17 protein-coding genes and 1 pseudogene are annotated in these 21,753 nt (G+C 69.0%); 7 read left to right on the top strand and 11 right to left on the bottom strand.

Translation table 11 applies throughout. The features are described from left to right. Window positions 1-3 precede the first annotated feature (3 nt). The 4 genes from MKK50_RS05800 to MKK50_RS05785 are packed head-to-tail and all read right to left on the bottom strand — an operon-like array spanning window position 4 to window position 5,300. A complete protein-coding gene (locus MKK50_RS05800) occupies window positions 4-1,233 on the bottom strand; it encodes a methyltransferase domain-containing protein (protein WP_499021040.1) in 1,230 nt (409 codons plus the stop codon). Continuing rightward, window positions 1,230-2,324, bottom strand: a complete 1,095-nt coding sequence (gene rfbG / locus MKK50_RS05795) for a CDP-glucose 4,6-dehydratase (RefSeq protein WP_499021039.1) — start codon at window positions 2,322-2,324, stop codon at window positions 1,230-1,232. The genes MKK50_RS05800 and rfbG overlap by 4 nt, the downstream gene beginning before the upstream one ends. Continuing rightward, window positions 2,324-3,091, bottom strand: a complete 768-nt coding sequence (rfbF, locus tag MKK50_RS05790) for a glucose-1-phosphate cytidylyltransferase (protein WP_499021037.1) — start codon at window positions 3,089-3,091, stop codon at window positions 2,324-2,326. The genes rfbG and rfbF overlap by 1 nt, the downstream gene beginning before the upstream one ends. A 31-nt stretch (window positions 3,092-3,122) precedes the next feature. Then, window positions 3,123-5,300: a glycosyltransferase family 2 protein gene (locus MKK50_RS05785; RefSeq protein ID WP_499021036.1), complete on the bottom strand. Its 2,178-nt coding sequence runs from the start codon at window positions 5,298-5,300 to the stop codon at window positions 3,123-3,125. 246 nt (window positions 5,301-5,546) lie between these two features. On the opposite strand from MKK50_RS05785, the gene MKK50_RS05780 reads away from it, so the two are divergent. Continuing rightward, window positions 5,547-6,206: a MarR family winged helix-turn-helix transcriptional regulator gene (locus MKK50_RS05780; RefSeq protein WP_499021035.1), complete on the top strand. Its 660-nt coding sequence runs from the start codon at window positions 5,547-5,549 to the stop codon at window positions 6,204-6,206. Window positions 6,207-6,327: 121 nt separating this feature from the next. Here the strand turns inward: MKK50_RS05780 and MKK50_RS05775 are convergent, their stop codons facing one another. From MKK50_RS05775 to MKK50_RS05765, 3 genes and pseudogenes are all read right to left on the bottom strand, one after another. Further along, window positions 6,328-6,654: a hypothetical protein gene (locus tag MKK50_RS05775; protein ID WP_253367268.1), complete on the bottom strand. Its 327-nt coding sequence runs from the start codon at window positions 6,652-6,654 to the stop codon at window positions 6,328-6,330. Further along, window positions 6,651-6,938 carry a hypothetical protein gene (locus tag MKK50_RS05770; RefSeq protein ID WP_499021033.1) on the bottom strand — a complete coding sequence of 96 codons (288 nt, stop codon included), beginning with the start codon at window positions 6,936-6,938 and terminating at the stop codon, window positions 6,651-6,653. The genes MKK50_RS05775 and MKK50_RS05770 overlap by 4 nt, the downstream gene beginning before the upstream one ends. 221 nt (window positions 6,939-7,159) lie before the next feature. Continuing rightward, a pseudogene (locus MKK50_RS05765) lies at window positions 7,160-7,687 on the bottom strand (M15 family metallopeptidase); the annotation flags it as partial. Window positions 7,688-7,946: 259 nt separating this feature from the next. Here MKK50_RS05765 and MKK50_RS05760 point away from each other — a divergent pair. Beyond that, window positions 7,947-8,816 (top strand): NAD-dependent epimerase/dehydratase family protein, encoded by an 870-nt coding sequence (locus tag MKK50_RS05760; RefSeq protein ID WP_499021031.1) that lies wholly within the window; start codon window positions 7,947-7,949, stop codon window positions 8,814-8,816. 78 nt (window positions 8,817-8,894) lie between these two features. Here the strand turns inward: MKK50_RS05760 and crcB are convergent, their stop codons facing one another. The 4 genes from crcB to MKK50_RS05740 form a co-directional block, all read right to left on the bottom strand. Next, on the bottom strand, window positions 8,895-9,263 hold the full coding sequence (crcB, locus tag MKK50_RS05755; RefSeq protein ID WP_499021029.1) for a fluoride efflux transporter CrcB: 369 nt from the start codon (window positions 9,261-9,263) through the stop codon (window positions 8,895-8,897). A 965-nt stretch (window positions 9,264-10,228) separates the two neighbouring features. Continuing rightward, window positions 10,229-12,490 (bottom strand): xanthine dehydrogenase family protein molybdopterin-binding subunit, encoded by a 2,262-nt coding sequence (locus MKK50_RS05750; protein WP_499021027.1) that lies wholly within the window; start codon window positions 12,488-12,490, stop codon window positions 10,229-10,231. A 9-nt stretch (window positions 12,491-12,499) separates the two neighbouring features. Next, complete coding sequence (locus MKK50_RS05745; protein WP_499021026.1) at window positions 12,500-13,516, bottom strand: FAD binding domain-containing protein; 1,017 nt, start codon at window positions 13,514-13,516, stop codon at window positions 12,500-12,502. Then, complete coding sequence (locus tag MKK50_RS05740; protein ID WP_003599579.1) at window positions 13,513-14,037, bottom strand: (2Fe-2S)-binding protein; 525 nt, start codon at window positions 14,035-14,037, stop codon at window positions 13,513-13,515. Before MKK50_RS05740 ends, MKK50_RS05745 begins: the two co-directional genes overlap by 4 nt. A 390-nt stretch (window positions 14,038-14,427) precedes the next feature. Between MKK50_RS05740 and MKK50_RS05735 the strand changes: the two genes are divergently transcribed. The 5 genes from MKK50_RS05735 (at window position 14,428) to MKK50_RS05715 (ending at window position 21,672) form a co-directional block, all read left to right on the top strand. Beyond that, window positions 14,428-15,813, top strand: a complete 1,386-nt coding sequence (locus tag MKK50_RS05735) for a dipeptidase (protein WP_499021025.1) — start codon at window positions 14,428-14,430, stop codon at window positions 15,811-15,813. A gap of 185 nt (window positions 15,814-15,998) precedes the next feature. After that, window positions 15,999-16,685 (top strand): hypothetical protein, encoded by a 687-nt coding sequence (locus tag MKK50_RS05730; RefSeq protein ID WP_499021024.1) that lies wholly within the window; start codon window positions 15,999-16,001, stop codon window positions 16,683-16,685. Further along, window positions 16,685-18,712, top strand: coding sequence for a glycosyltransferase family 4 protein (locus MKK50_RS05725; RefSeq protein WP_499021022.1), 2,028 nt, complete (start codon window positions 16,685-16,687; stop codon window positions 18,710-18,712). The genes MKK50_RS05730 and MKK50_RS05725 overlap by 1 nt, the downstream gene beginning before the upstream one ends. Window positions 18,713-18,715: 3 nt before the next feature. Continuing rightward, window positions 18,716-20,791 carry a glycosyltransferase gene (locus MKK50_RS05720; protein ID WP_499021020.1) on the top strand — a complete coding sequence of 692 codons (2,076 nt, stop codon included), beginning with the start codon at window positions 18,716-18,718 and terminating at the stop codon, window positions 20,789-20,791. Continuing rightward, window positions 20,788-21,672 carry a hypothetical protein gene (locus tag MKK50_RS05715; RefSeq protein WP_499021018.1) on the top strand — a complete coding sequence of 295 codons (885 nt, stop codon included), beginning with the start codon at window positions 20,788-20,790 and terminating at the stop codon, window positions 21,670-21,672. Before MKK50_RS05720 ends, MKK50_RS05715 begins: the two co-directional genes overlap by 4 nt. Window positions 21,673-21,753 lie beyond the last annotated feature (81 nt).

The raw sequence follows: 21,753 nt of genomic DNA, 5'->3' as shown, positions 1-21,753 counted from the left end.
GCTTCAGAACACCGTCAGTTCGGGGATCGCGACAGTGAAGCGCCCACCCCATTCGCGGATCGCGGCCATCTCTCCGGCGATCTCGTCCTTGAGGTTCCAGGGCAGGATCAGCACCGTGTCGGGGCGCATGGACAGGAGTTCGTCGGGCGAGACCACGGGGATGCGGCTGCCCGGCAGCCACGTGCCCTGCTTGTGCGGCGAGCGGTCGGCGACGGCGCGGATCAGCTCCGGGCCGATGCCGCAATAGTTGAGGAAGGTGTTGCCCTTGGCCGCCGCGCCGTAGGCGCAGACGGTCCGCCCCGCCGCCCGCTCCTCGATCAGGAAGCGGAGCGCTGCGCATTTGATGTCGGCCACCGCCTGCCCGAAGCCGGCATAGCCGGAGGGGTCGAACAGGTTCGCCCCCCATTCGCTCAGCACCAAGCGCTCCAATTCCGGAGTGGGCTCGTGGGAGGCAGACTCGTGGCAGGCGAAGACGCGCAGCGAGCCGCCATGGGTCGGCCATTCCTCGACGTCGAACACCCGAAGGCCCTGCTGGCGCAGGATGCCGATCACCACGCCGAGCGAGAGGTAGGAGAAGTGCTCGTGGTAGATCGTGTCGAACTGCCGATGTTCGATCATCCGCAGGAGGTGCGGGAACTCGAAGGTAGCGACGCCCTCCGGCTTCAGGATCTCGGCGAAGCCCGCCGTGAAGTCGAGGATGTCGGGCACGTGGGCGAGCACGTTGTTGGCCGCCGTCAGATCCGCCTTGTGCCCTTCTGCGGCCAGCCGCCGGGCGGTGTCCCGGCCGAAGAAGGCGACCTGCGTGGGCACGCCGCGCTCCACCGCCACGCGGGCGACGTTGGCCGCCGGCTCGACGCCGAGCACCGGAACACCGCGGGCGACGAAGTATTGCAGCAGGTAGCCGTCGTTGCTCGCGACCTCGACGACCTTGCTGTCCGGCCCCAGCCCGAAGCGCGCGATCATCGCGGCGACGTAAGCCTCGGCATGCCGCAGCCAGCCGGCGGAGAACCCGGAGAAGTAGGCATAATCCGAAAAGATCGCCTCGGGGCTCTCGAAGGCTTCGAGCTGCACCAGCCAGCAGGCGTCGCAGACATAGGCGTGGAGCGGGTGGAAGGTCTCACCCCGGTGGCGGCGCTCAGGCGTGACGTAGGAATTGGCCAGCGGCGACAGGCCGAGATCGCAGAAGGTCCGGGTGAGGGCGGCGCCGCAGGCGCGGCAGGTCGGGGCGGTCACGCGTGTGCTCCAGGCTGGCCCAGCGCCTCGTAGCGCGCGATCTCGGCCTCGGCCAGAGCGCGGGGATCGGCACCGGAGGCGGCGGCCCGGTACCACGCGGCGGTCCAGTCGAGCGCGGTGTCGAGGGTCAGGCGCCGGTCCCAGCCGAGTCGGGCGCGGGCCTTGGAGGCATCGACCTTGAGATAGGTCGCTTCGTGCGGATGGGTCTTCTGCGAGAGGTGCCAGCCGGCCCCCCCGCCCCAGCCCCGGGCCAGCCGCTCCACCAGGAACGAGACCGGGCGGCAATCCTCGTCCGCCGGCCCAAGATTCCAGCCCTCGGCGAAGGCGGCGCCGTCGGCGCCCGCGAGGCATTCGGCCAGCCGCAGATAGCCGGCGAGCGGTTCCAGCACGTGCTGCCACGGGCGGATCGCGTGCGGCGCGCGGATCTCGACCGAGTCCCCCGCCTCGAACGCGCGTACGATGTCGGGGATCAGCCGGTCGAGGGACCAGTCGCCGCCGCCGATGACGTTGCCGGCCCGCGCGCTGGCGATCCGCGCCGGGTGGCCGCCTGCGCCGAAGAACGAGGCGCGGTAGGCGTTTGTCACGAGTTCGGCGCAGCCTTTCGAGGCACTGTAGGGATCGCGCCCGCCCATCGCCTCGGTCTCGCGGTAGGCGTAGGGCCATTCGCGGTTCTCGTAGGCCTTGTCGCTCGTCACGACGACGACGGCGCGCACGCTCGGCGCCGCCCGCACCGCTTCCAGCACATGGACACTGCCCATGGTGTTGACCGCGAACGTCCCCACCGGATCGGTGTAGGAGGGCCGCACCAGGGCCTGCGCCGCCATGTGGATCACGATCTCGGGCTCGGACGCCGCCACGGCCTCGGCGAGCGCCGGCAAGTCGCGGATGTCGGCGATGTGCGAGTCCTCGGCCGGAAATCCGATCGCCTCGAACAGGTTCGGCTGCGTCTCCGGCGCCAGGGCGAAGCCGGTGACGTGGGCGCCGAGGCGGGCGAGCCACAGGCTCAGCCACGCGCCCTTGAAGCCGGTATGCCCGGTGAGCAGCACGCGCTTGCCCGCCCAGAAGGTGGGATCGGGGTTGAGCGCCCCCATCACCACACCTTCCAGGGCGCGTCGCCGCGGGCCCAGAGTTCTTCGAGGTGCTTCTTGTCGCGCAGGGTGTCCATCGCCTGCCAGAAGCCGTGATGGTGGTAGGCGTGGAGCTGGCCGTCGCGGGCGAGGCTTTCCAGGGGGCCGCTCTCCCACACGGTGGCGTCGCCCTCGATCCGGTCGAGAACCTTCGGAGACAGCACGAAGAAGCCGCCGTTGATGGTCGCCCCGTCGCCCGCCGGCTTCTCGCGGAAGCTGCGGACCGCGTCGCCCGCGAGGTCGAGCGCGCCGAAGCGGCCGGGCGGCACCACCGCCGTCAGCGTCGCGAGGCGCCCATGCGCCCGGTGGAAGGCGGCCAATGCGGTGAGGTCGATATCGGCGACGCCGTCGCCGTAGGTCATGAAGAAATCGTCGTCGCCGAGATAGTCGCGCACCCGCTTGAGCCGCCCGCCGGTCATGGTGGCGTCGCCCGTCTCGATCAGCGAGACCTTCCAGTCCTCGGCGGCCGAGCGGTGGAACTGCACGTCGCCCCGGCCGAGATCGAGCGTCACGTCACTCAGGTGCAAGCGGTAGTTCAGGAAGAATTCCTTGATGACGTAGCCCTTGTAACCGAGGCAGATCACGAACTCGCTCACGCCGTGGGCGGCGAAAATCTGCATGATGTGCCAGAGGATCGGCCGTCCGCCGATCTCCAGCATCGGCTTGGGGCGCACCACGGTCTCCTCCGAGAGCCGCGTGCCGAGCCCGCCCGCGAGGATCACGGCCTTCACGGTTGGCCTCCGAGTGTCTGCGTCGTCGCCATCATCGCCACGCCTCTACCATGCGCTGCCATGCTGCTGGAAACCGCTCGGCGTCGAGTTCGAAAACGGGCGGGCGGATGCCGAACGGCTCCGGGTAGTGCGGATCGCGGGCGAGCGATCCGCCCCAGCGCTTGCGGAAGCGCGCCTGCTCGGCGGGATCGACGGTGGGGATGCGGTTGCGGCTCTCGTAGTGGTGCAGGCTCGCCTCAGCACAGTAGACCGTTCGCAGGCCCCGCTCGCGCAGGCGCAGGCAGAGGTCGATGTCGTTGTAGTTGATGGCGTAACCCTCGTCGAAGCCGCGAATCGCCTCGAAATCGGCTTGGGCCACCATCACGCAGGCGCCGGTCACGGCGAGAACATTGCGGTTGGCCAGAGTAGAGCCGTGATACCCGGCGTCGTCGCCGGGATATCCGCGGCGGACATGGTCCGGCAGGCCCTCGCCGAAGACCACTCCGGCATGCTGAAGGCTCCCATCCTCGAACAGGAGCTTGGGGCCGACCGCGCCGATGCCGGGGATGGCACGCAGCGCCAGCATCGCCTCGATCCAGTCCGGCGTGATGACGCTGATGTCGTCGTTGAGGAAGACCAGAACCTCGCCGCTCGCCGCCCCCGCGCCGAGATTCATCTTGGCGGCGACGTTGAAGACCGGCTTGTCCCAGGTCACGGTGCGCGCGCCGAACCGCTCGATCGCCGCGCGCGTCTGCGGGCGCAGGTCGCCGTTATCGACCGCCACGATCTCGATGGTTTCGTAGGTGCTCGTCTCGCGGATGCTGGCGAGGCAGGCGGCGAGCAGATCGATGCTGCGCCCGCCGATGAGGCTGTCGCGCCCGGCGGTCGGGATGATGACGGAGACGAGCGGGCGCGTCGCGAGGGTGCGCCGCAGGGCGAAACGCTCAGGGCCGAGCGCGCGAACGGTCTCGAGCCCGCCGGTGCGCCGGGCGCGCCCGGCGAGCGCGCGGGCGGCGGCCTCCGAGCCGGGCGTGGCGACGCGGCGATGGCAGAGCACCTGGGCGACGTGGCCGATGCGCTCGCTCCGCTCGGTCACGCGGAGCGCGAGATCGTAGTCGTGCGCGCCCTCGCTGTCCGCTGGAAAGCCGCCGACCGCCCGCACCAGGGCGGTGCGATAGAGGGCGAGACCGCCGATGTAGAAGCTGCTCTCCAGAGTCTCCGGCGACCAGTCCGGCTTGAAGTACGGATCGCAGCGGGCGCCGTCCGGCCCGATCCGGTCTTCGTCGGTGTAGAGCAGGTCGAGATCGGGCTCGCGGCCGAGCCGCCGGACGAGGGCGAGGAGGGCGTGCGGCGCGAGCCGGGTGCCGGGCTCCAACGTCGCGAGAGTGGGGCCGCGCGCCTGCGCCAGCGCCGCGTCGAGGGAGGCTGCTTTGCCGTCGGAAGGTGGGAACAGACGGATGCGGTCGTCCTCCGCCGCCAGCGCGTCGAGCGCAGCCGATGGCGCCGCCGCGAGGCACAATTCCCAATCCGGGTAGATCTGCGCCCGCAGGCTCGCGACCGTTTCCCCAAGCTGTATCGGATCGCCGCCGCCCGCCATGAGGAGGGAGATCAATGGACGCTCCGGCAGGGCTCCGAGCTGCGCGCGCATCGTCTCAATCGAGGGCAGAGCCTTGGCTTCCACCGCCTGAATCCAGGCGGCGTAGCTGGCGGGCGGACGGTGGGTCTCGGCGGCGCGTGTGAGGCGGCGCCAGATTTCGCCGGGCGGCACGCTGCGCAGGAGGCCCACGGCGCGGCGCAGGAGGCGCAGCGGCCGACGCTCCTGCGGCGGCAACCGTTCGATGATCTTTTGGGCGGACAGGAGCGCCGCCTCGATCCGGCCCGCCGGCGCGATCCGCACCGCATCGAGGCGGAAGCGTGGGCCTGCCTCGGCGGCTTCCAGGCGCAGCGCGCGTGTGCCGGGCGGCAGGCGGATCAGGTCGTCGGTGCCGTCCGCCCGCACCGTGAGCCGGTAGCGGCGCGGCTCGGCCTCGCCCCGCGCCTCGACCGCGAGCACCGGCCGCACCGAATCCGGCCGGCAGCGGACGCGGATGCGCTGGCCCGACAGGGCCGACACCGCGTCTGCGGGGCCGAGCGCGAAGACCGGATCGGGGCCGGTCGCGTTCCAAGCGTCGTCCGCACAACGGCGCAGGTCGCGTAGGGGATAGAGGCCGAGCGCCTCGCGGCGCTTCATGCGAACAGCCCGTCGTCTCGGTTCCGGTCGAAGCTCATGCGGCGCGGGAATCCACGAAATCGGCCGCGCCGTGAAGCGGTTTCTCGCAAAAGCGGTGTGTTGTCGGCCCCGTGGCGGCAAAGCGAAGGGTTTCTGTCATCGAAGTTTCATCGCCAATCGGCAGATGCTTGCCCTGCGGGCCGCCCGGAGGGCACTCTTTTCGGGCAGCGTTCAGGAGCCCGCACGTCCGTGAAGGGAAACCGGAGCATGTCGGCGGCAAACGAAGTGGTCGCCGTGGCGGCACACGATGAAGCCCCCGCTCAGCCGGGCGGTCGAAGCGCACCGAAGGACAAGGCGGGCAAGACCGTCAACAAGACCGTCAAGCGGCTGCGCCCCCCGGCGGCCAAGAGTGTCGGCTGGGCGCTCGTCCAGGCAGCGCGGCTGCACCGCGCCCGGATCGGCGACCGGCTCGCCGAACTCGACCTGTTCGCCGGCCAGGAGCAGGTGGTGCAGGCGCTGGCAGCGGCCGGCAGCATGACCATGGGTGACCTTGCCGCGACCCTGCGGGTGCGCCCGCCGACCGCCTCCAAGACGATCTCGCGGCTTGCCGCCCTCGGCTTCGTCGAGCGCCGGGCCGAGGCCGGCGACGGGCGCATCGTTCGCGTGCGCCTCACCGAGACGGGCTTTGCCAAAGCCGCCGCGATCGAGCGGATCTGGGACGAGGTCGAGGCCGAACTGCTCGAAGACTTCGACAACAAGGAGCGCCGCCGCCTGCGCAAGCTCCTGCGCCGCGTCGCTCGCAGCCTCGCGGAAGCCGCGGGCGTCACCGGCCACGAGGAGGCCGATGCCGAGATCGACGGCGAGGCCGAGGACGAGGATGAAGCTTTGCTGGAGTCGGGCACGACGAGCGTGGTGGTCCGGTCCTAAAGCGAAGCCGGCGGCGCGCGGCACCTATGGAGAGTGGCCGCCTCGCCGCTTCACAGTACGACCAGCCGCCTCCGAAACTCGACGGCCGGTTCTCGAAGCGACGTCCCCCTTGCCTGATGGTTCACGCCCGCCCGGCGGGCACCATGTCGGCGAGATCCCGATGGGCCGGGTGGGAGAGGGCGGCGGCCAGCATTGCTTCCAGCACGATGAGGTCGGTTTCCGGGTCGGGCTCCCAGCCGCAGGGGCAGTGCCCATCGGGGCCGTGCGCGGCAGCGACCTGCCGGTAGAGCGTGCCGACAGTGCGCGCCGCGGCTTCGAGCGCGGCCATGACGTGCATCGGCTCGCGCTGAAGCGCCTGCCAGAACGCGGTCGTGAGCGCCCGCTCCAACGACCCTTGCGCGTGCCGCTCGCCCGCGTCGGGCGGGGCCGTGACGAGACCGGCGCTCATGCCTGCACCTTTCCCCGAGCCCTTGCCCGAGCTTCGATCGGCACCAACCGCGGCGGTGTCGCGTCGCCCGGCTCCAGCCCGACCAAGGATTCGAGCCCGCCCCGGCTCAAGCCGAGGGAGGAGCCGTCCCACCACGCGAGGCGCACGGATTCGAGCAGTGCGTCGAGGGCCGCGAGCAAACCGGCCAAGCCGTCGGAGCCCTCGCGGACCGAGGACAGCGTATCGGCCCGCGAGGGCCACGCGCTGACGTGTGAAGCGTTCGGAAATGTCAGAAGGTGTGCCATGCGTTCATCATGGCTCTATCTGTCGATATTACGCAAGTGATCTTCAAAACATTGGAAATGCTTTAATTGAGTTCTGTTTTTGCGGCCGACACTATCGATTTAGAACAATTCAACCCGCTCCAAAAAATCGCGGCGGTATCTCGGCTTGGTGCGGGCGATCAGCGAACGGGGTGGTCGAAGGCTGTATCGGGGTAGGGCTCGCCCTTGAGGGTGAAGTGCCACTATTCCTGCGCGTAGGGAGCGAAGCCGGCGCGAATCATCGCGTCGCGCAGGCGGTGGCGGTTGTGCGCCTGGACGGGACTGACGCCGGGAAAATCCGTCGCCGAGGCCGGATCGAACAGGTCGAACGGCGTGCCCATGTCGAGTTCGGTGCCGCCGCCGAGGCGTATCAGCGTCAGGTCTACGGTCGAGCCGCGGGAATGGGAGGAGCGCTCGGCGATGTAGCCGAGGCGGAACAGATCCGCCTTGTCGGTCCGCGGGTAGTAGGCCGCCTTCATGCGCGTGTCGGCGGGGTCGCGCGCCCAGGCGGCGAAGTCGGCCACCGCCTGACGCGGGCGGTAGCAGTCGAACACCTTGAGGCCGAGTCCGTCCGGTGCGAGCGAGGCCTGCACCCGGGCCAGCGCGCGGGCGGCCTGCGGAGTCAGCAGGCAGCGCGGCGCCTTGTAGCCCGCGATGGGCCGGCCGACGAAGTTGTCGGAGCCGGCATAGCGCATGTCGAGGGCGAGCCCCGGCACGTGCCGGGCGGCATCGACGAAGGGGTTCTCTCACGAGTTGGCGGGGACTGGTCGCACGGTGGTGAGGAGTGCCATGAGCAGAACCCCGCATCGACCGGACCAAGGGGAGGTGCTCAAGGCTCCACTTCCACGAATGAGGCACACCGACTTGGTAGCGGTGCGGCTGCGGGTCTGTCGAGCGCAGGAGGGGCGGTGGAGGAAGTCCGCCGGCACCCTAGGATTATCGGGGACAAGCAGCGTGACACGGCCGTCACGCCCGATCGCGGGAGGGACCGTGCGCATCCTCGTCGTCGGCGGCACGCGGTTCATCGGTGCCCACCTCGCGCGCAGACTGCACGAGCAGGGCGAGGACGTGACGCTGCTCCACCGCGGACGGACCGACAATCCGATCCTGCCGCCGGTGCGCCGCCTGCACGATCCGGACGCGGCTTATCCCATCATCCGCTTTCCCCGCGCCGCTGCGGCGGCCGACTGGGACATCGTCATCGACATGGTGCTCATGGGCGCGGCCGATGCGCGCTGTGCCGTCGAGACCTTCGCCGGCCGCGCCTGGCGCCTCGTCATGATTTCGAGCGCCGACGTCTACCGCGCCTTCGGTCGCCTGCTGCGCAGGGAGCCGGGCCCACCCGATCCCGTTCCCCTGCAGGAGGACGCACCTCTGCGAGAGACCCGGTTCCCTTATCGTGGCCAGGAAGCGGCGCTCGGTGACTATGTCCGCGACTACGACAAGATCCTGGCCGAGCGGGTGGTCATGGAAGGCGCGGCGCTGCCCTGGACGGTGCTGCGATTGCCAAAGGTCTACGGCCCCGAGGACAACGCCGATCTCGCCACCGTCTACGGTTTCGTGGATCGGCCGAACTGGCGATGGACCCATGGCTATGCGGGGAATGTCGCGGCGGCCATCGCCCTGGCCGCGTGCCATCCGGCGGCAGCCCGTTCGATCTACAACATCGGAGAGGACCGAACGCCGACCATGGGCGAGCGCCTGGCGCACCTGACGCCGCGGAAGAACCACCCGCCGCCGCCCGATTTCGACTACGCTCAGCCCATCGTGCAGGATACGAGTCGCATCCGTTCGGAACTCGGCTACGTGGACATCGTGAACGAGACGGAGGCGATGGCAGCCCTCGCCCGCCTTGGTTGAAAGCGCCTCACCAAACGTCCGATCACCGATCTTCGCCCCTCTGGGCATCTCAGCGCAGCGGGCGTTTTGTGAGAAGCACTAAAGCACCTGCCGCATCACGATCAGCGCCAGAGCCAGCCCGCCAATGCCCGCCAGCACCGAGACGAGCACATAGGCAAGGGCCGCGACCCAATCGCCGCGCTCTATCAGGGTGAGGGCTTCGAGGGAAAAGGTCGAGAAGGTGGTAAAGCCGCCGAGGATTCCGGTAGCCACGAACAGCCGCGCCTGGGGCGGCCCGCCGCGCAGGGCGAACCAGCCGGTAACGACCCCCATCAGCACCGAGCCGACGACGTTGATGCCGAGCGTGCCCCACGGGAAGCTCGACCCGAGCCGCACGGCCCAGAAGTTGATCCCGTGGCGCATCACGCCGCCGAGGCCAGCACCGAGAAAGACGAGGAGGCTGTTCACGGCTTGGGGCTCGGCAAGGATGAGCGGGATACGGGCGGTGCTAGTTCCATGCCGAATGGAGCGCAATGGTTGGGCGGAATGCGTTTACTGGCTCTTTCTTTCTTTGAGTGTGTAAGTAACGACCGTTTCTCCGCGACAGGGCGCACCTGGGATTCGGCATTGCGCTGCCAGATTTTCCAGTTCGCTATATCGGGAAAATTTTAGAGATCGGCCGCATTCTAGTGTATCAACATTGGAGGATCTTACGGTCAATTCTGTCTTGCCAAGTGAAGAAATTCCGGAATAAGCGGATATGGATGCGCAACGATAGTATGGACCGGCAGCTCCTATGAATGCGACGATATTTTTCTTAGAAGCTGTCTGAGCACTCACAGGAAAGCGGATGATGGCTCGTGTCGAACCGCCGAACGGCCCGGCGTCCGACACTGGCTCGCTGATCTCGGGAGGTCCACTTGCGTCTTGGATGTATTCGCTGACGATGTAAATCGCTGCTTTGTTCCTGTAGTTGCTCGGAAGGTCTGGCGCACCTCCATTTGTCTTCGCAGGAACCCCGGAATGCGCGTGTGTATCTCCCGACAGACGTCCTGGTGCGGGTTCAGTCGGGGCAATTGTCGTGCAGGCGGAAAGAATAATTGTTGAAATGATTGTGCAGATACCCGTACAAATCCGTCGCATATCTATCCGATTCCAAAATGAACTCAAAAATAATTACATGCCAATATCTGCGGATACAAGCCTGAGATATATGATAAAATACCTTTACAACTCGATTGTCGATGAGTGTTGCTTGTTGGCATCGACAAAATATCAGTATTATAGTCTGTAGATATTATTTATTAATTTGCTCTGTAAGTATTGTAATTTATACGACTGGCGGATCTGGTGGGATGTGCCGGCAGCGATTTCGCAAAAAGAACCTCGCCGGCCGAGCCGGCGAGGTTCTTTCTGGTTACCTGCTAGCGGTTTTAGTCCTCGCCCAAAATCTTATCGGGCGTGATCGGCAGGTGGCGAATGCGCTTGCCGGTGGCGTGGTAGACCGCGTTCGCGATCGCGGCGGCCACGCCGACGATGCCGATCTCGCCGAGGCCCTTCACGCCGAGCGGGTTCGCCTTGTCCTCCTCGTCGACGAAGATCACGTCGATGTCGTGGATGTCGGCATGCACCGGCACGTGGTACTCGCCCAGATTGTGGTTCATGAACCGACCGATGCGGTGGTCGAGCATCGATTCCTCGTGAAGGGCCGAGCCGATGCCCATGACGACGCCGCCGAGGATCTGGCTGCGCGCCGTCTTCGGGTTGAGGATCTTGCCCGCCGCAATGGCCGAGACCACGCGGGTGCAACGCACTTGGCCCAGTTCCTCGTCGATCTTCACTTCCACGAAGATCGCCGAGTGGGTGTAGGCCTCGTATTCTTTCGCGAAGTCCTTGTCCGGGGCGGCCTCGCCGGTTGCCTCCAGCTTCTGCGTTCCGGTCGCCTTCAGCACGTCGGTGAGCGCCACGCTCTTGGAGGGATCGCCCGCCACCTCGATGCGGCCGTTCGTGAACACCACGCGCTCGAAATCGGCGTTGGCGAGCGGTGAGTTGTCCATGCCGCGGGCCAGCTTGAACGCCTGCTCGGCGATGTCGCGGCAGGCCTTCATCACGGCGGTGCCGGAGGAGGCCGCCGTCCACGAGCCGCCCGCCACGGGGGCCATCGCGAGCTTGGTGTCGCCGAGCTTGGTCGTGACGTGGTCGAGGGGCAGCCCCAGCGTGTCGGCGGCGATCTGGGTCAGGATCGTGTAGGTGCCGGTGCCGATGTCGCCCGTCTGGTTGCCGACCTCGAGCCGGCCGTCGGCGGTGAGCACGGCATGCGCGCTCGACTGCATCATCATCGATTCCCAGATGCCGGTGGCCATGCCCCAGCCGACCAGTTCCCGGCCCTCACGCATGGAGCGCGGCTCCGGGGTGCGCCGATTCCAGCCGAAGCGCTCGGCGCCCTGGCGGAAGCAGTCCTTCAGCGCCTTCGAGCCGAATGGCTTCTCCTCCGTCGGATCACTCTCGGTGTAGTTCTTCAGGCGAAGCGCGATCGGGTCCTGGCCGATGGCGTAGGCCAGCTCGTCCATCGCGGTCTCGATGGCGTAGACGCCGGTCACGGCGCCCGGCGCGCGCATGTCACCGGGCGTCGGGGTGTCGAGCTTGGCGATGCTGTAGGTGAGCGCGACGTTGTCGCAATCGTAGAGCACGCCCGACCAGTTGACGACGACCTCCTGATAATCCTCGTAGGCCGAGGTGCCCTGCACCGCGTCGTGCTTGAGCGCGGTGAGTTTGCCCGAGCGGTCGGCGCCGAGCGAGACGGTCTGGAGCGCCTCCGAACGGTAGGTGAAGGACCACATCTGGTCGCGGGTCAGCGTGACCCGCACCGAGCGGCCGAGATCCTTGGCCGCCAGCATCGCCAGGAAGAGCTGGTATTGCGGCCGAAGGCCCGAGCCGAAGCCGCCGCCGAGATAGGGGTTCAACACCCGCACCTGCTCCGGCTTCAGGCCAAAGGCGCCCGCAATGTAGTCGTGGGTGTTCGAGACGCCCTGGATCTTGTCGTAGACCGTGTAAGTGCCGTCCTTTTCCACGACGACGGTGGAAGCGTGTGGCTCCATCGGGTTGTGGTGCTCGTCGGCCATCCGGTACTGGCCGTTGACACGGATCTCGGCCGCATCGAACGCCGTCGAAGCATCGCCCCACGGCTCCGGAGGCGGCTTGATGCCGGAGCGCTTCATCGGCGGATCGTAGGCTTCGGGCGCCTGCGCTTCGAGGTCGGTGCGCGGGGCCACGACCCCGTAATCGACCCGCACCAGCGAGGCGGCGTAGCGCGCCGTCTCGAAATCCTCGGCGACGACGAGGGCCACCGGCTGGCCGGAGAACACAATGCGGTTCGTTGCCAGCGCCTGGAACGGCGCGCCGGGGGGCGCCACCGCGTCCTGATAATCCTCCGGTTTGTCGGAGGTGGCCGGGCGGTTCTCGTGGGTGATCACCTTGATGACGCCGGGCACCGCTTCGGCCGCGGAGGCGTCGATGCTGCGGATGCTGCCCTTGGCGATGGCGCTCGACACGACCACGCCGTAGGCGAGGTCGGGCGCGGCGAACTCGCCGGCATATTTGGCAAGGCCAGTGACCTTGGCCGGGCCATCGACGCGGCTGACGGCGCTGCCGACGAAACGGTCGCGGCCAGCCGCCGGGCTGATCTGAACGGTCATGGCTGCTCCTTACTGGATGCGCTTGTCGGACTGGGACTGGGGCGTGCCGGCGGCGGCCTGTTCAAGGCCGCGGACGATGGCGCGGCGCGCCAGCTCGATCTTGAAGCCGTTGGTCGTTTGCGGCTTGGCCTCGCGCAGGATGAGATCCGCCGCGGCCTTGAAGGTCTCGCGGGTGGCGGGCTTGCCCTGCAGCAGCGCCTCGGCCTCGGTGTTGCGCCAGGGCTTGTGGGCGACGCCGCCGAGCGCGAGGCGCGCGGTGCGGATGGTCTCACCGTCGAGTTCGAGCGCGGCGGCGACCGAGACCAGCGCGAAGGCGTAGGAGAGCCGATCGCGCAGCTTCAGGTAGGTGTGGTGCTTGCCCGCAAAGCCCTTGGTTGGCAGATCGATGGCGACGATGATCTCGCCGGCCGCGAGGTTGGTGTCCTTGGCGGGATTGTCGCCGGGCAGGCGGTGGAACTCGGCGAACGGGATCGCGCGGTCGCCCTGCGGCCCACTCACCTGCACCGTCGCCTCCAGGGCGGCGAGTGCCACGCACATATCGGACGGGTGGGTGGCGATGCAGTGCTCGCTGGTGCCCAGGATCGCGTGGATACGATCGACCCCGCCGATGGCCGAGCAGCCAGTGCCGGGCTCGCGCTTGTTGCAGGGCGTAGCCGTATCGTAGAAGTAGTAGCAGCGGGTGCGCTGCAACAGGTTGCCGCCGGTCGAGGCCGCGTTGCGCAGCTGCGCCGAGGCTCCGGCCAGGATCGCGTCGGCAAGCAGCGGGTAGCGCTCGCGGATGCGGGCGTCGTAGGCCAGCGTCGCGTTGGTTACGAGGGCGCCGATGCGCAGACCGCCGTCGCGCTCCTCGATCTCAGCCAGCGGCAGGCGGGTGATGTCGATGAGCTTGCCCGGCCGCTCGACATCGTACTTCATCAGATCGATGAGGTTGGTGCCGCCGGCGATGAAGCGGGCCGCCGGATCGCTGCCCAGCGCCTGCACCGCCTCCGCCACCGTGCTGGGGCGAACGTAATCGAAGCGGTTCATCGGGCGTCTCCCTGGTGCATCACCTCTTCGATCGCATCGACGATGTTGGTGTAGGCGCCGCAGCGGCAGATGTTGCCGCTCATTGCCTCACGGATCTCGTCGCGCGTCTTGGCGTGGCCCTCGTTCATCAGGCCGACCGAGGAGCAGAGCTGGCCCGGCGTGCAGTAGCCGCACTGGAAGGCGTCGTGCTCGACGAACGCCTCCTGGATCGGGTGAAGGCTGTTCTTGCCCTCGCGATGGGCGAGGCCCGCGAGCCCCTCGACGGTGGTGATCTCGGCGCCGTCCTTCATCACCGCGAGCGTGAGGCAGGAATTGATGCGGGTGCCGTTCACCAGCACGGTGCAGGCGCCGCACTGGCCGTGGTCGCAGCCCTTCTTCGTGCCGGTGAGGTCGAGGCGCTCGCGCAGGAGGTCGAGCAGCGTGGTCCAGGGCGCCACCTGAAGCGCGCGCCGCTCACCGTTGATGGTGAGCGTGATGCCGATTGTCCCGACGGCGCCGGGCGAACCGCTGTCGATGAGCATGGTTACATCCGTGATGAGGCACGGGCTCCGCACGGACGGAACGCGAGGCGAAAGGCTTCGCGAGGGGCCGGACGGGGAGCGCGTCTTGGAAGGGCGCGGGCTCGGGGCCCGCACCGGGTCGTGTCGATAACCATTCCAAGGTGGCCCTGTTCCGCTCGTCCTGTGGAGGGGCGCCGCCGCGCGATCACGGACCGGCGAGGCTTGGACGCGCTTCCCGGATGGCCGGGGTTCCGCGGGGCGAGAAGCTCGGCTAAAGCATCGTCCCGGATCCGCTATCCGGGACGATGCTTTAGCCTTTTGTTTTTGCATCATCTTTTTCCGAAAGCCGGAAGCCACCTCTCGGGATGATGCGCTAACGCTTGCCCCGCACGCCGACTTCGAGGAGCCGCCATGGCCGATGCACTCGCCCCCGTCCTCAACGACATCGACCGCGATCTGGACAACAGCCTGGAGCGGCTGTTCGCGTGGCTGCGCATCCCCTCGATCTCGACGGATTCCGCCTATGCCGGCCATTGCCGCGAGGCGGCGCAGTGGCTCGAAGGAAACCTGACGGCACTCGGCTTCGAGACCAGCGTCGAGGAGACCTCGCTGCATCCCGTCGTGCTGGCGCACCGCTCGAAGCCGGGGGCGCCGCACGTGCTGTTCTACGGCCATTACGACGTGCAGCCGGTCGATCCGCTGAACCTGTGGCGCACCTCGCCGTTCGAGCCGCGCATCGAGGAGGCGGACGGCACCAAGCGCATCGTCGCCCGCGGCGCGTCCGACGACAAGGGTCAGGTCATGACCTTCGTCGAGGCGTGCCGGGCGCATCTCGCGATGAACGGCGACCTGCCCGTCGGTGTCACCATCCTGATCGAGGGCGCCGAGGAGAACGGCTCTCAGGGGTTGCCCGAATGGGTCGAGGCCAATCGCGAGCGGCTGAAGGCGGACGTGGTGCTCGTCTGCGACACCGGCATGTGGGATCGCGAGACGCCGCAGATCACCACCTCGCTGCGCGGGCTCGCCTATTACGAAGTGAAGGTGACTTGCGCCGACCGCGACCTGCATTCCGGCTTCTTCGGCGGCGCGGCGGCGAACCCGATCCACGTGCTGTCGCGGATCCTCGCCGACCTGCACGACAGCGAGGGCCGGGTGACCCTGCCGGGCTTCTACGACGGCGTGCGCGAGCCCCCGCCCGAGCTGCTGGAGCAGTGGCGCGGCCTCGGCCTGACGCCCGAGAAGTTTCTCGGCCCGATCGGCCTCAGGGAGCCGGCGGGTGAGCGCGGGCGTCTGCCGATCGAGCTGATCCAGTCGCGCCCGGCCTGCGACGTCAACGGCATCATCGGCGGCTACACGGGGGAGGGGACGAAGACCGTCATCGCGAGCCAAGCCTCGGCAAAAGTCTCGTTCCGCCTCGTGGACGACCAGGACCCGGAGCAGCTCTCGAAGACCTTCGAGGCCTTCGTGCGCGAGCGCATCCCCGCCGACTGCTCGGTGGAGGTGATCTGCTACAAGGGCTCGCGGGCGGTGGCACTGCCCTACGACATGCCGCAACTCGCTGCGGCGCAAGCCGCGCTCTCGGCCGAGTGGGGCCGCGCGGCGGTGGCGGTAGGGGCCGGCGGCTCGATCCCGATCGTCGGCGACTTCAAGCGTCTCCTCGGCCTCGACACCCTGCTGATCGGCTTCGGCCTTGACGACGACCGCATCCACTCGCCCAACGAGAAGTACGAACTGACGAGCTTCCACAAGGGCACGCGCTCCTGGGCGCGGATCCTCTCGGCGCTGGCGCAGGCGTAAGCGGTGGCGATGCACGCGGAGATTCCCGCCTGCTTCCCTCATCCTGAGGTGCCTGCGACAGCGGGCATCGAAGGGGGCTTCAGATCCCGCGTGATCCCTGGACGTTCCTTCGAGGCCGTGCGGAACCTCGGAATGAGGCCGTGGGCGGAAGGCTCGATGGTCTCCCCGGCCGACGGCGCGACGGCATGAGCGGCGTTGCGCTGTCACAGCCGGCGAAGCCCGTTCCCGGCCGGCTCATCGAGGCCGCTCCCGGCGCCTGCGTGCTGCGCTTTCCCCTGCCGCCCTCGCTGCCGATTCCGCTGCATATCGCGGCGCCCGAGACCGTGCGACTGGTGACATGGGTCTTCTCCGGCCTCGACGCGGGCGCGCCGGACGGGCCCATCTGCCTGCTGGCGCTCGAAGCCGAGAGCGCCGCCCTGCCCGAGAGCGTGAGCGTCGCCACGCATTTTCATGATCTCTCGGTGCGGCCCGAGCGGGCCGCGAACGATGTCCTACCCCTGGCCGAGCGGACCCTGCTCGCGCGGGCGCTGCTCTCGGCGGGTACGACCGGCCTCGCGCCGCTCGGGCGCCTGTTCGGCCTCATCGAGGCGGCGGTCATCGCGCTGCCGGTCGCCGAGGATGCGCCGGACCTCGCCGACGAGGACGACGGCTGGACCCTCGGCGGCACCGCGATCCCGCACGGCCTGCTGTTTCGCGGCCGCGCCGGCTGGGGCTGTGCGCGGGTGGCCGGGGCACGATTGCGCTTCGGCAAACACCCGCGTCAGTACCTCGCGCTCGAACCCCTCTGGGGCGCGGCGCCCGAGGGCCTGCCTGAGCGCTCCTTCGCGCTCCACGCCCACGGCTTCACGGCACTGACGACATGGGCGTCGTGATGCCGTCCGACCGCGCGGACAAGCCCGCGATCCTCGTTCTCACGCCGATGCCGGCCGCGCCCGTGAGCGCCGGCAACCGGCGCCGGTTGGCGGCCACCTGCGAGGCGCTGACCCGCGGCGGCTTTGCCATCGATCTCGCCTATTACGCCCACGAGGATCAGATCTACCGCCGCTTCGGCCAGCATCCGCCGACCGACTTTTCGGCGATGGAGCAGACGTTCCGCAACGTCTTCCTGATCGAGGCGCGAACCGTGATCCCGCTCAAGACGCGCTCCAGCGCCTTTGGGATCGACGAATGGTGCCCTGACGAGGTCGGCGACTTCGTGGCGTGGTACGGTTCGACCTACCCCGAGACCGGCGCCGTGCTGGTGAACTACGTCTTCCTGTCGCGCGCCCTGGAGCGGGTGCCGCCGGGCGTGCTCCGGCTCATCGACACGCATGACCGCTTCGCCGGCCGTCAGAATCAGTACCGCCCGTTCCGCGCCGAGCCGAACTTCTTCTACACCGACGCGGCCGGCGAGGCGGCGGGTCTCGCCCGCGCCGACGTCGTGCTGGCGATCCAGGCGGCGGAAGCCGCCTCTTTCGCGGACCAGACCGACAGCCGCGTCCTGCTGCTGCCGCCGCATTTCCCGGCCCAGAAGCCGTTCGCCGTGCCGGAGCGGGTCGCGCGCATCGGCTTCCTCGGCCACGGCAACGATCCGAACCTGTTCTCGATCGGCCGCTTCATCCGGGCCTGGCGCGACGGCTGGACCCCGGATCGCCCCGAACTCGTCATCGCCGGCGAGATCTGCCGCAGCCTGCCCGGGGTCGAAGGACCCGGCGTGCGGCTGCTCGGCTATCTCGACCGGCTCGAAGACTTCTACGCTCAGGCCGATCTCGTCGTGGCGCCGATGCTGATGGGCTCCGGGCTGAAGATGAAGGTTGGCGAGGCGCTCTCTTTCGGCCGCCCGGTGATCGGCACCGAGATCGGCCTCGAAGGTTTCGAGCCGGTCGAGCCGGCCCATCGCTGCCGGGATGCAGAGGCGGTCAAGGAGGCGGTGCTGGCGGTTGCAGGCGATGCCGACGCGCTGGCGCGCCTGACGCGGGCGAGCGAGAGGTTGTTCACGCGCTACGCCGAGACCGCGCTGGCGGCGGAGGCAGAGTTGATTGATCTCTTGGAAGAGCACCAACGTGGACGCGCATCCCCCTCTCCCCGCATGCGGGGAGAGGGTCGCGACGACCCTGTCGTCGTCGCGACGAGCGGTAGCGGAGGTGAGGGGGCGGTTCAGAGTGAGCCTCGTTCGTCTACGCCCCCTCACCCTCACCCTCGCCTGCCGGCTCGCTCTGCCGACGACGAGGTCGGCAGAGCCCTCTCCCCACGCGTGGGGAGAGGGGAGGCTCACCCGGATGCGGAGTCGATTGTCGTCCGCGGCGGCGGTCTCGTCCTGACTTGTGAAACCTCCGCCCGCTCCCGGCCCGCCGCCGACCCCGATCTCGGCGTGCTGGTGGCCACCGAGCGGCGCCCCGGCCACGGCACGGCGGCTGTCTATGCGCCGCAGCGACAGCGCTGGTTCGCCCGTGCCGAGGCGTCCGCCGAGGGCAATCCACCCGATCTCGGCGCGCTGGACGTCGCCTTGTCACCCGAATGGGTGCGCGACCGAAAGCTGCCGCCCGCGACCCGCGCGGCGCTCGCCCGCGCCTTCGCCCGGATGCAGGCGGATTGGGAAACGGAGGGCCGCATCGTCGGCAGCACAGGCGATCGAATCGAGATCGAAACCCTGCTCCCCGGCGTGCTCGTCAACGGCACCCATCCGGCGGCCGTCTTCCTGATCGCGGGGGAGGGCGCTTTCGAATGGCGCCTGGAGCGGGTCACGCCCCTCCACCGGCGCAAGATCGAGACCTATGCCGACCTCACCAGCCGTCTGCCGGCACCGCTTCCCGCAAGCCTGTCGTTCCGCACGGCGGCCACGCCTCCGGCGGGCGGATGCCTCCTGTTCCTCAGCGATGACGGGATCGGCCGGATCATCCTGCCGGAGGGCGCGGCCTAACCCATGAGCGAAACCCCCGCCGTTCCCCTGCTCGACACCGTCGATCCCGGCACAGGCCGCCGCGCCGCGCTCGCCGAGGCCGCGCTGATTGTCGAGGCGATCCAGCGCAACGGCGTGTGCCTCGCCTTCGCGCCGCAGCCCGATCCGGACGTCTCCATCGTCATCGTCGCCCGCGATGCCCGCCACCTCCTGGCGCTCACTCTCTATCGCCTCTGCGCGAGCCAAGCGCTCGCGGGCGTGACCTTCGAGGTCGTGCTGGTCGACAACGCCTCTGCCCCGGAGACCCGCGCGCTCTACCCGAATCTCGACGGGGTGACGCTGATCGAGAACGCCACCAACACCGGCTTCGGGCCCGCCTGCAATGCCGGCGCGGCGCGGGCGCGGGGCCGTTTCATCCTGTTCCTCAATCCGGATGTCGACCTTCTGCCCGGCGCGCTGGCGGCGATGGTCGCGACCTTCCGCGATCACGAGGGCACCGGCATCGTCGGCGCCCGCCTCGTCTTCCCCGGCGGCGTGCTGCAGGAATCCGGTGCGGGCTTTCGCGACGACGCGCAGCTCACCCACCCGCACGGCCGCGGCAACGCCGACCCCTTCGCCCCCGAACACGCCGCGACCCGCGATGTCGGCTACGTCTCTGGCGCGGTGCTGATGATCGAGCGGGCCCTGTTCGAGGCGCTCGGCGGCTTCGACCCGCTCTTTGCCCCGGCTTATTTCGAGGACACCGACCTCTGCTTGCGCTGCCATCAGGCTGGGCGTCGCGTCATCGTGCAGCCGCGCGCCACGGCGATCCACTACGAGAACGCCACCAGCGCCCGCCGCGAGGACGTGGAGGCGCTGCTCGACCGCAACCGTGCCCGCTTCCTCGACCGCCACCGGCAGAGCCTGTTCGCGCAGGGGCCGCAGCCGCGGGGAGGTGGCCTCCTCGACCACGATCCCTGGCGCCTGCGGGTGCTTTATGTCGATGACCGGGTGCCGCATCTCGATCTCGGCGCCGGCCTGCCGCGGGCCAACGCCATTCTCAACGCCATGGCGGGGCTCGGCTACGCGGTGACGTTCTTCCCGAACTACGAGGCGGATGCGGAGGAGGCGCGGCGCTACCGCGACCTCGATGAGCGCATCGAGATTTCTTACGCCAGCGGCGACGAGGGGTTCGCCCGCCTGATCGCCGAGCGGCGCGACCATTACGACGTGCTCTGGGTCAGCCGGCCGCACAACATCCTGTTCGTCACGCAGGCGCTCCACGCCGCCGGACTCGATCCGCGCGGCTTCGTGCGATCAAAGGTGATCTTCGACTCCGAGGCCCTGTTCGCGCTGCGCGACTTCGTGACGGAGGCCGCGACCGCGGGCAGCGCGACCGCCGCCGATCTGGCGTGGCAAGCCGAGCGCGAGACGCGCCTGTTTGGGCTCGCCGACGCGGTGGTCTGCGTCTCTCCCGCCGAGGCGCGGGTGCTCGCCCGCTACAGCGCCTGCAACGCGACCGTGCTCGGCCACGCCCTAACCCGGCCCGAGGCGCCGACGCCGGGTTTTGCCGGGCGCGCGGGCCTCGTCTTCGTCGGCGCGCTCGCCCGCGAGGGGCAGCCCAACGTGGATTCCCTCGACTGGTTTTTTGCGAGCGTCTGGCCGCTCGTGCGTGCGCGGTTGAAGGCGGCGCAACTCACCATCGTCGGTGGGATCGCGCCGGAGATCCGGGATCGCTATGCGCGTGAGCCGGGTGTGCAGGTCACCGGCCGCGTGCCGCAGACCGAGCCCTATCTCGACGCCGCCCGCGTGTTCCTGGCGCCGACGCGCTTCGCCGCCGGCATTCCGCACAAGGTCCACGAGGCGGTGGCGCGCGGTCTGCCCTGCGTCGTCACGCCGATTCTCGCCGATCAGGTCGGCTGGGCGGACGGCGCCGGCTTCCTCGTGCGCGACTGGCGCGATCCGACACCCTTCGCCGAAGCCCTGGTGGCGCTGCACGAGGACGCCGTCCTGTGGGAGGGCGTCCGAGCGAAGGGCAGCGAAAAAATCGCCGAGGATTGCGACACCGAGGCCTTCACGGCCGCGATCCGGGCCCTGTGCGAGGCGCAGGTGGTGGCATGAGCGCATCCCCCGTCGCCCGCCTCGTCGGCCTTGCCAGCGGGCTCCTGCGCCGTGCCGTGATCGGCCGCGTCCCGAAGCTGTTCGATGCCGCCTATTACCGCGACCGCAATCCGGGCGTGGCGCGCAGCGGCCTCGACCCGTTCCTGCACTACGCATGGTTCGGCGCCCGCCGGGACCGGAACCCGAACGCGGATTTCGACACGGCCTTCTATCGCCGGCAGAGCGGCCGGACCCGGCTCGACCCCCTGCGCCACTACGGGCAGGTCGGCGCCGCGCAGGGCCTCGACCCGAGCCCCGGCTTCAGCACCAGCCTCTATCTCGCCCGCTATCCCGACGTGGTCGCGGCGGGGATCAACCCGCTCCTGCACTTCCGCACCGATGGCCGGGCGGAGGGGCGCGAGGCGGCGCCCTCGCCGATCGAGCCCGACCGCCTGCGGGCGCTCGACGGCGTGGCGGAGGATCACAGCGTCACTCTGCCGGCGGCCGAGAGCGGGCGCTTCGCCCTGACGCTGCTGCGCGACAGCCCACTCGACCGCGCCGCCGATTTCGCGCCGCGCTTCTGCCTCCAGCTCTGCGTCGACGGCGTCGAGTACGACGCCCTGCTCGACGCGTTCCGCGCCTTCGAGGCGGGGGCGCATGCCTCGCTCGCCCTGGAGATCGACACGGCCGCCGGCCCGCACCCGCCGATGCCGACGCAACTCCTCGCCTTCGAGCGCTGCTTCGTCTCGCGCTCCGGCGACGGCCGGGTGCTGCATCTGCGCTACGCGGAAGTGCGCGCCTGGGACCTGCGCCTCAAGCGGCCCGGCGTGGCGGCCGTGTTCCCCGGCGGCCATTTTTCCGCGCGGACGCTGGCGAAGGGGGAGGGGTGGCCGGCGGTCTGAGCCCCGCTTGGAACATCCGTTCCGAAAGGTCACAACCCGGCGACGAGGCCCCCCTTCTCCATCCGCGCACCTTAGGATGAG

The organism is Methylobacterium sp. J-043 (genome assembly GCF_022829505.1).
GTDB classification, from domain to species: domain Bacteria; phylum Pseudomonadota; class Alphaproteobacteria; order Rhizobiales; family Beijerinckiaceae; genus Methylobacterium; species Methylobacterium extorquens_A.
The sequence above is the reverse complement of the archived record's forward strand: the minus strand, read 5'-3'. Positions and strand labels throughout refer to the sequence as shown.

What these genes read in the sequence shown, in the direction of transcription:
- rfbG (WP_499021039.1), bottom strand. Translation starts at nt 2,324, where the DNA reads ATGGGGGCGCTCAACCCCGATCCCACCTTCTGGGCGGGCAAGCGCGTG.
- MKK50_RS05785 (WP_499021036.1), bottom strand. Translation starts at nt 5,300, where the DNA reads ATGAAGCGCCGCGAGGCGCTCGGCCTCTATCCCCTACGCGACCTGCGC.
- MKK50_RS05780 (WP_499021035.1), top strand. Translation starts at nt 5,547, where the DNA reads ATGTCGGCGGCAAACGAAGTGGTCGCCGTGGCGGCACACGATGAAGCC.
- MKK50_RS05775 (WP_253367268.1), bottom strand. Translation starts at nt 6,654, where the DNA reads ATGAGCGCCGGTCTCGTCACGGCCCCGCCCGACGCGGGCGAGCGGCAC.
- MKK50_RS05770 (WP_499021033.1), bottom strand. Translation starts at nt 6,938, where the DNA reads ATGGCACACCTTCTGACATTTCCGAACGCTTCACACGTCAGCGCGTGG.
- MKK50_RS05750 (WP_499021027.1), bottom strand. Translation starts at nt 12,490, where the DNA reads ATGACCGTTCAGATCAGCCCGGCGGCTGGCCGCGACCGTTTCGTCGGC.
- MKK50_RS05745 (WP_499021026.1), bottom strand. Translation starts at nt 13,516, where the DNA reads ATGAACCGCTTCGATTACGTTCGCCCCAGCACGGTGGCGGAGGCGGTG.
- MKK50_RS05740 (WP_003599579.1), bottom strand. Translation starts at nt 14,037, where the DNA reads ATGCTCATCGACAGCGGTTCGCCCGGCGCCGTCGGGACAATCGGCATC.
- MKK50_RS05735 (WP_499021025.1), top strand. Translation starts at nt 14,428, where the DNA reads ATGGCCGATGCACTCGCCCCCGTCCTCAACGACATCGACCGCGATCTG.
- MKK50_RS05730 (WP_499021024.1), top strand. Translation starts at nt 15,999, where the DNA reads ATGAGCGGCGTTGCGCTGTCACAGCCGGCGAAGCCCGTTCCCGGCCGG.
- MKK50_RS05725 (WP_499021022.1), top strand. Translation starts at nt 16,685, where the DNA reads ATGCCGTCCGACCGCGCGGACAAGCCCGCGATCCTCGTTCTCACGCCG.
- MKK50_RS05720 (WP_499021020.1), top strand. Translation starts at nt 18,716, where the DNA reads ATGAGCGAAACCCCCGCCGTTCCCCTGCTCGACACCGTCGATCCCGGC.
- MKK50_RS05715 (WP_499021018.1), top strand. Translation starts at nt 20,788, where the DNA reads ATGAGCGCATCCCCCGTCGCCCGCCTCGTCGGCCTTGCCAGCGGGCTC.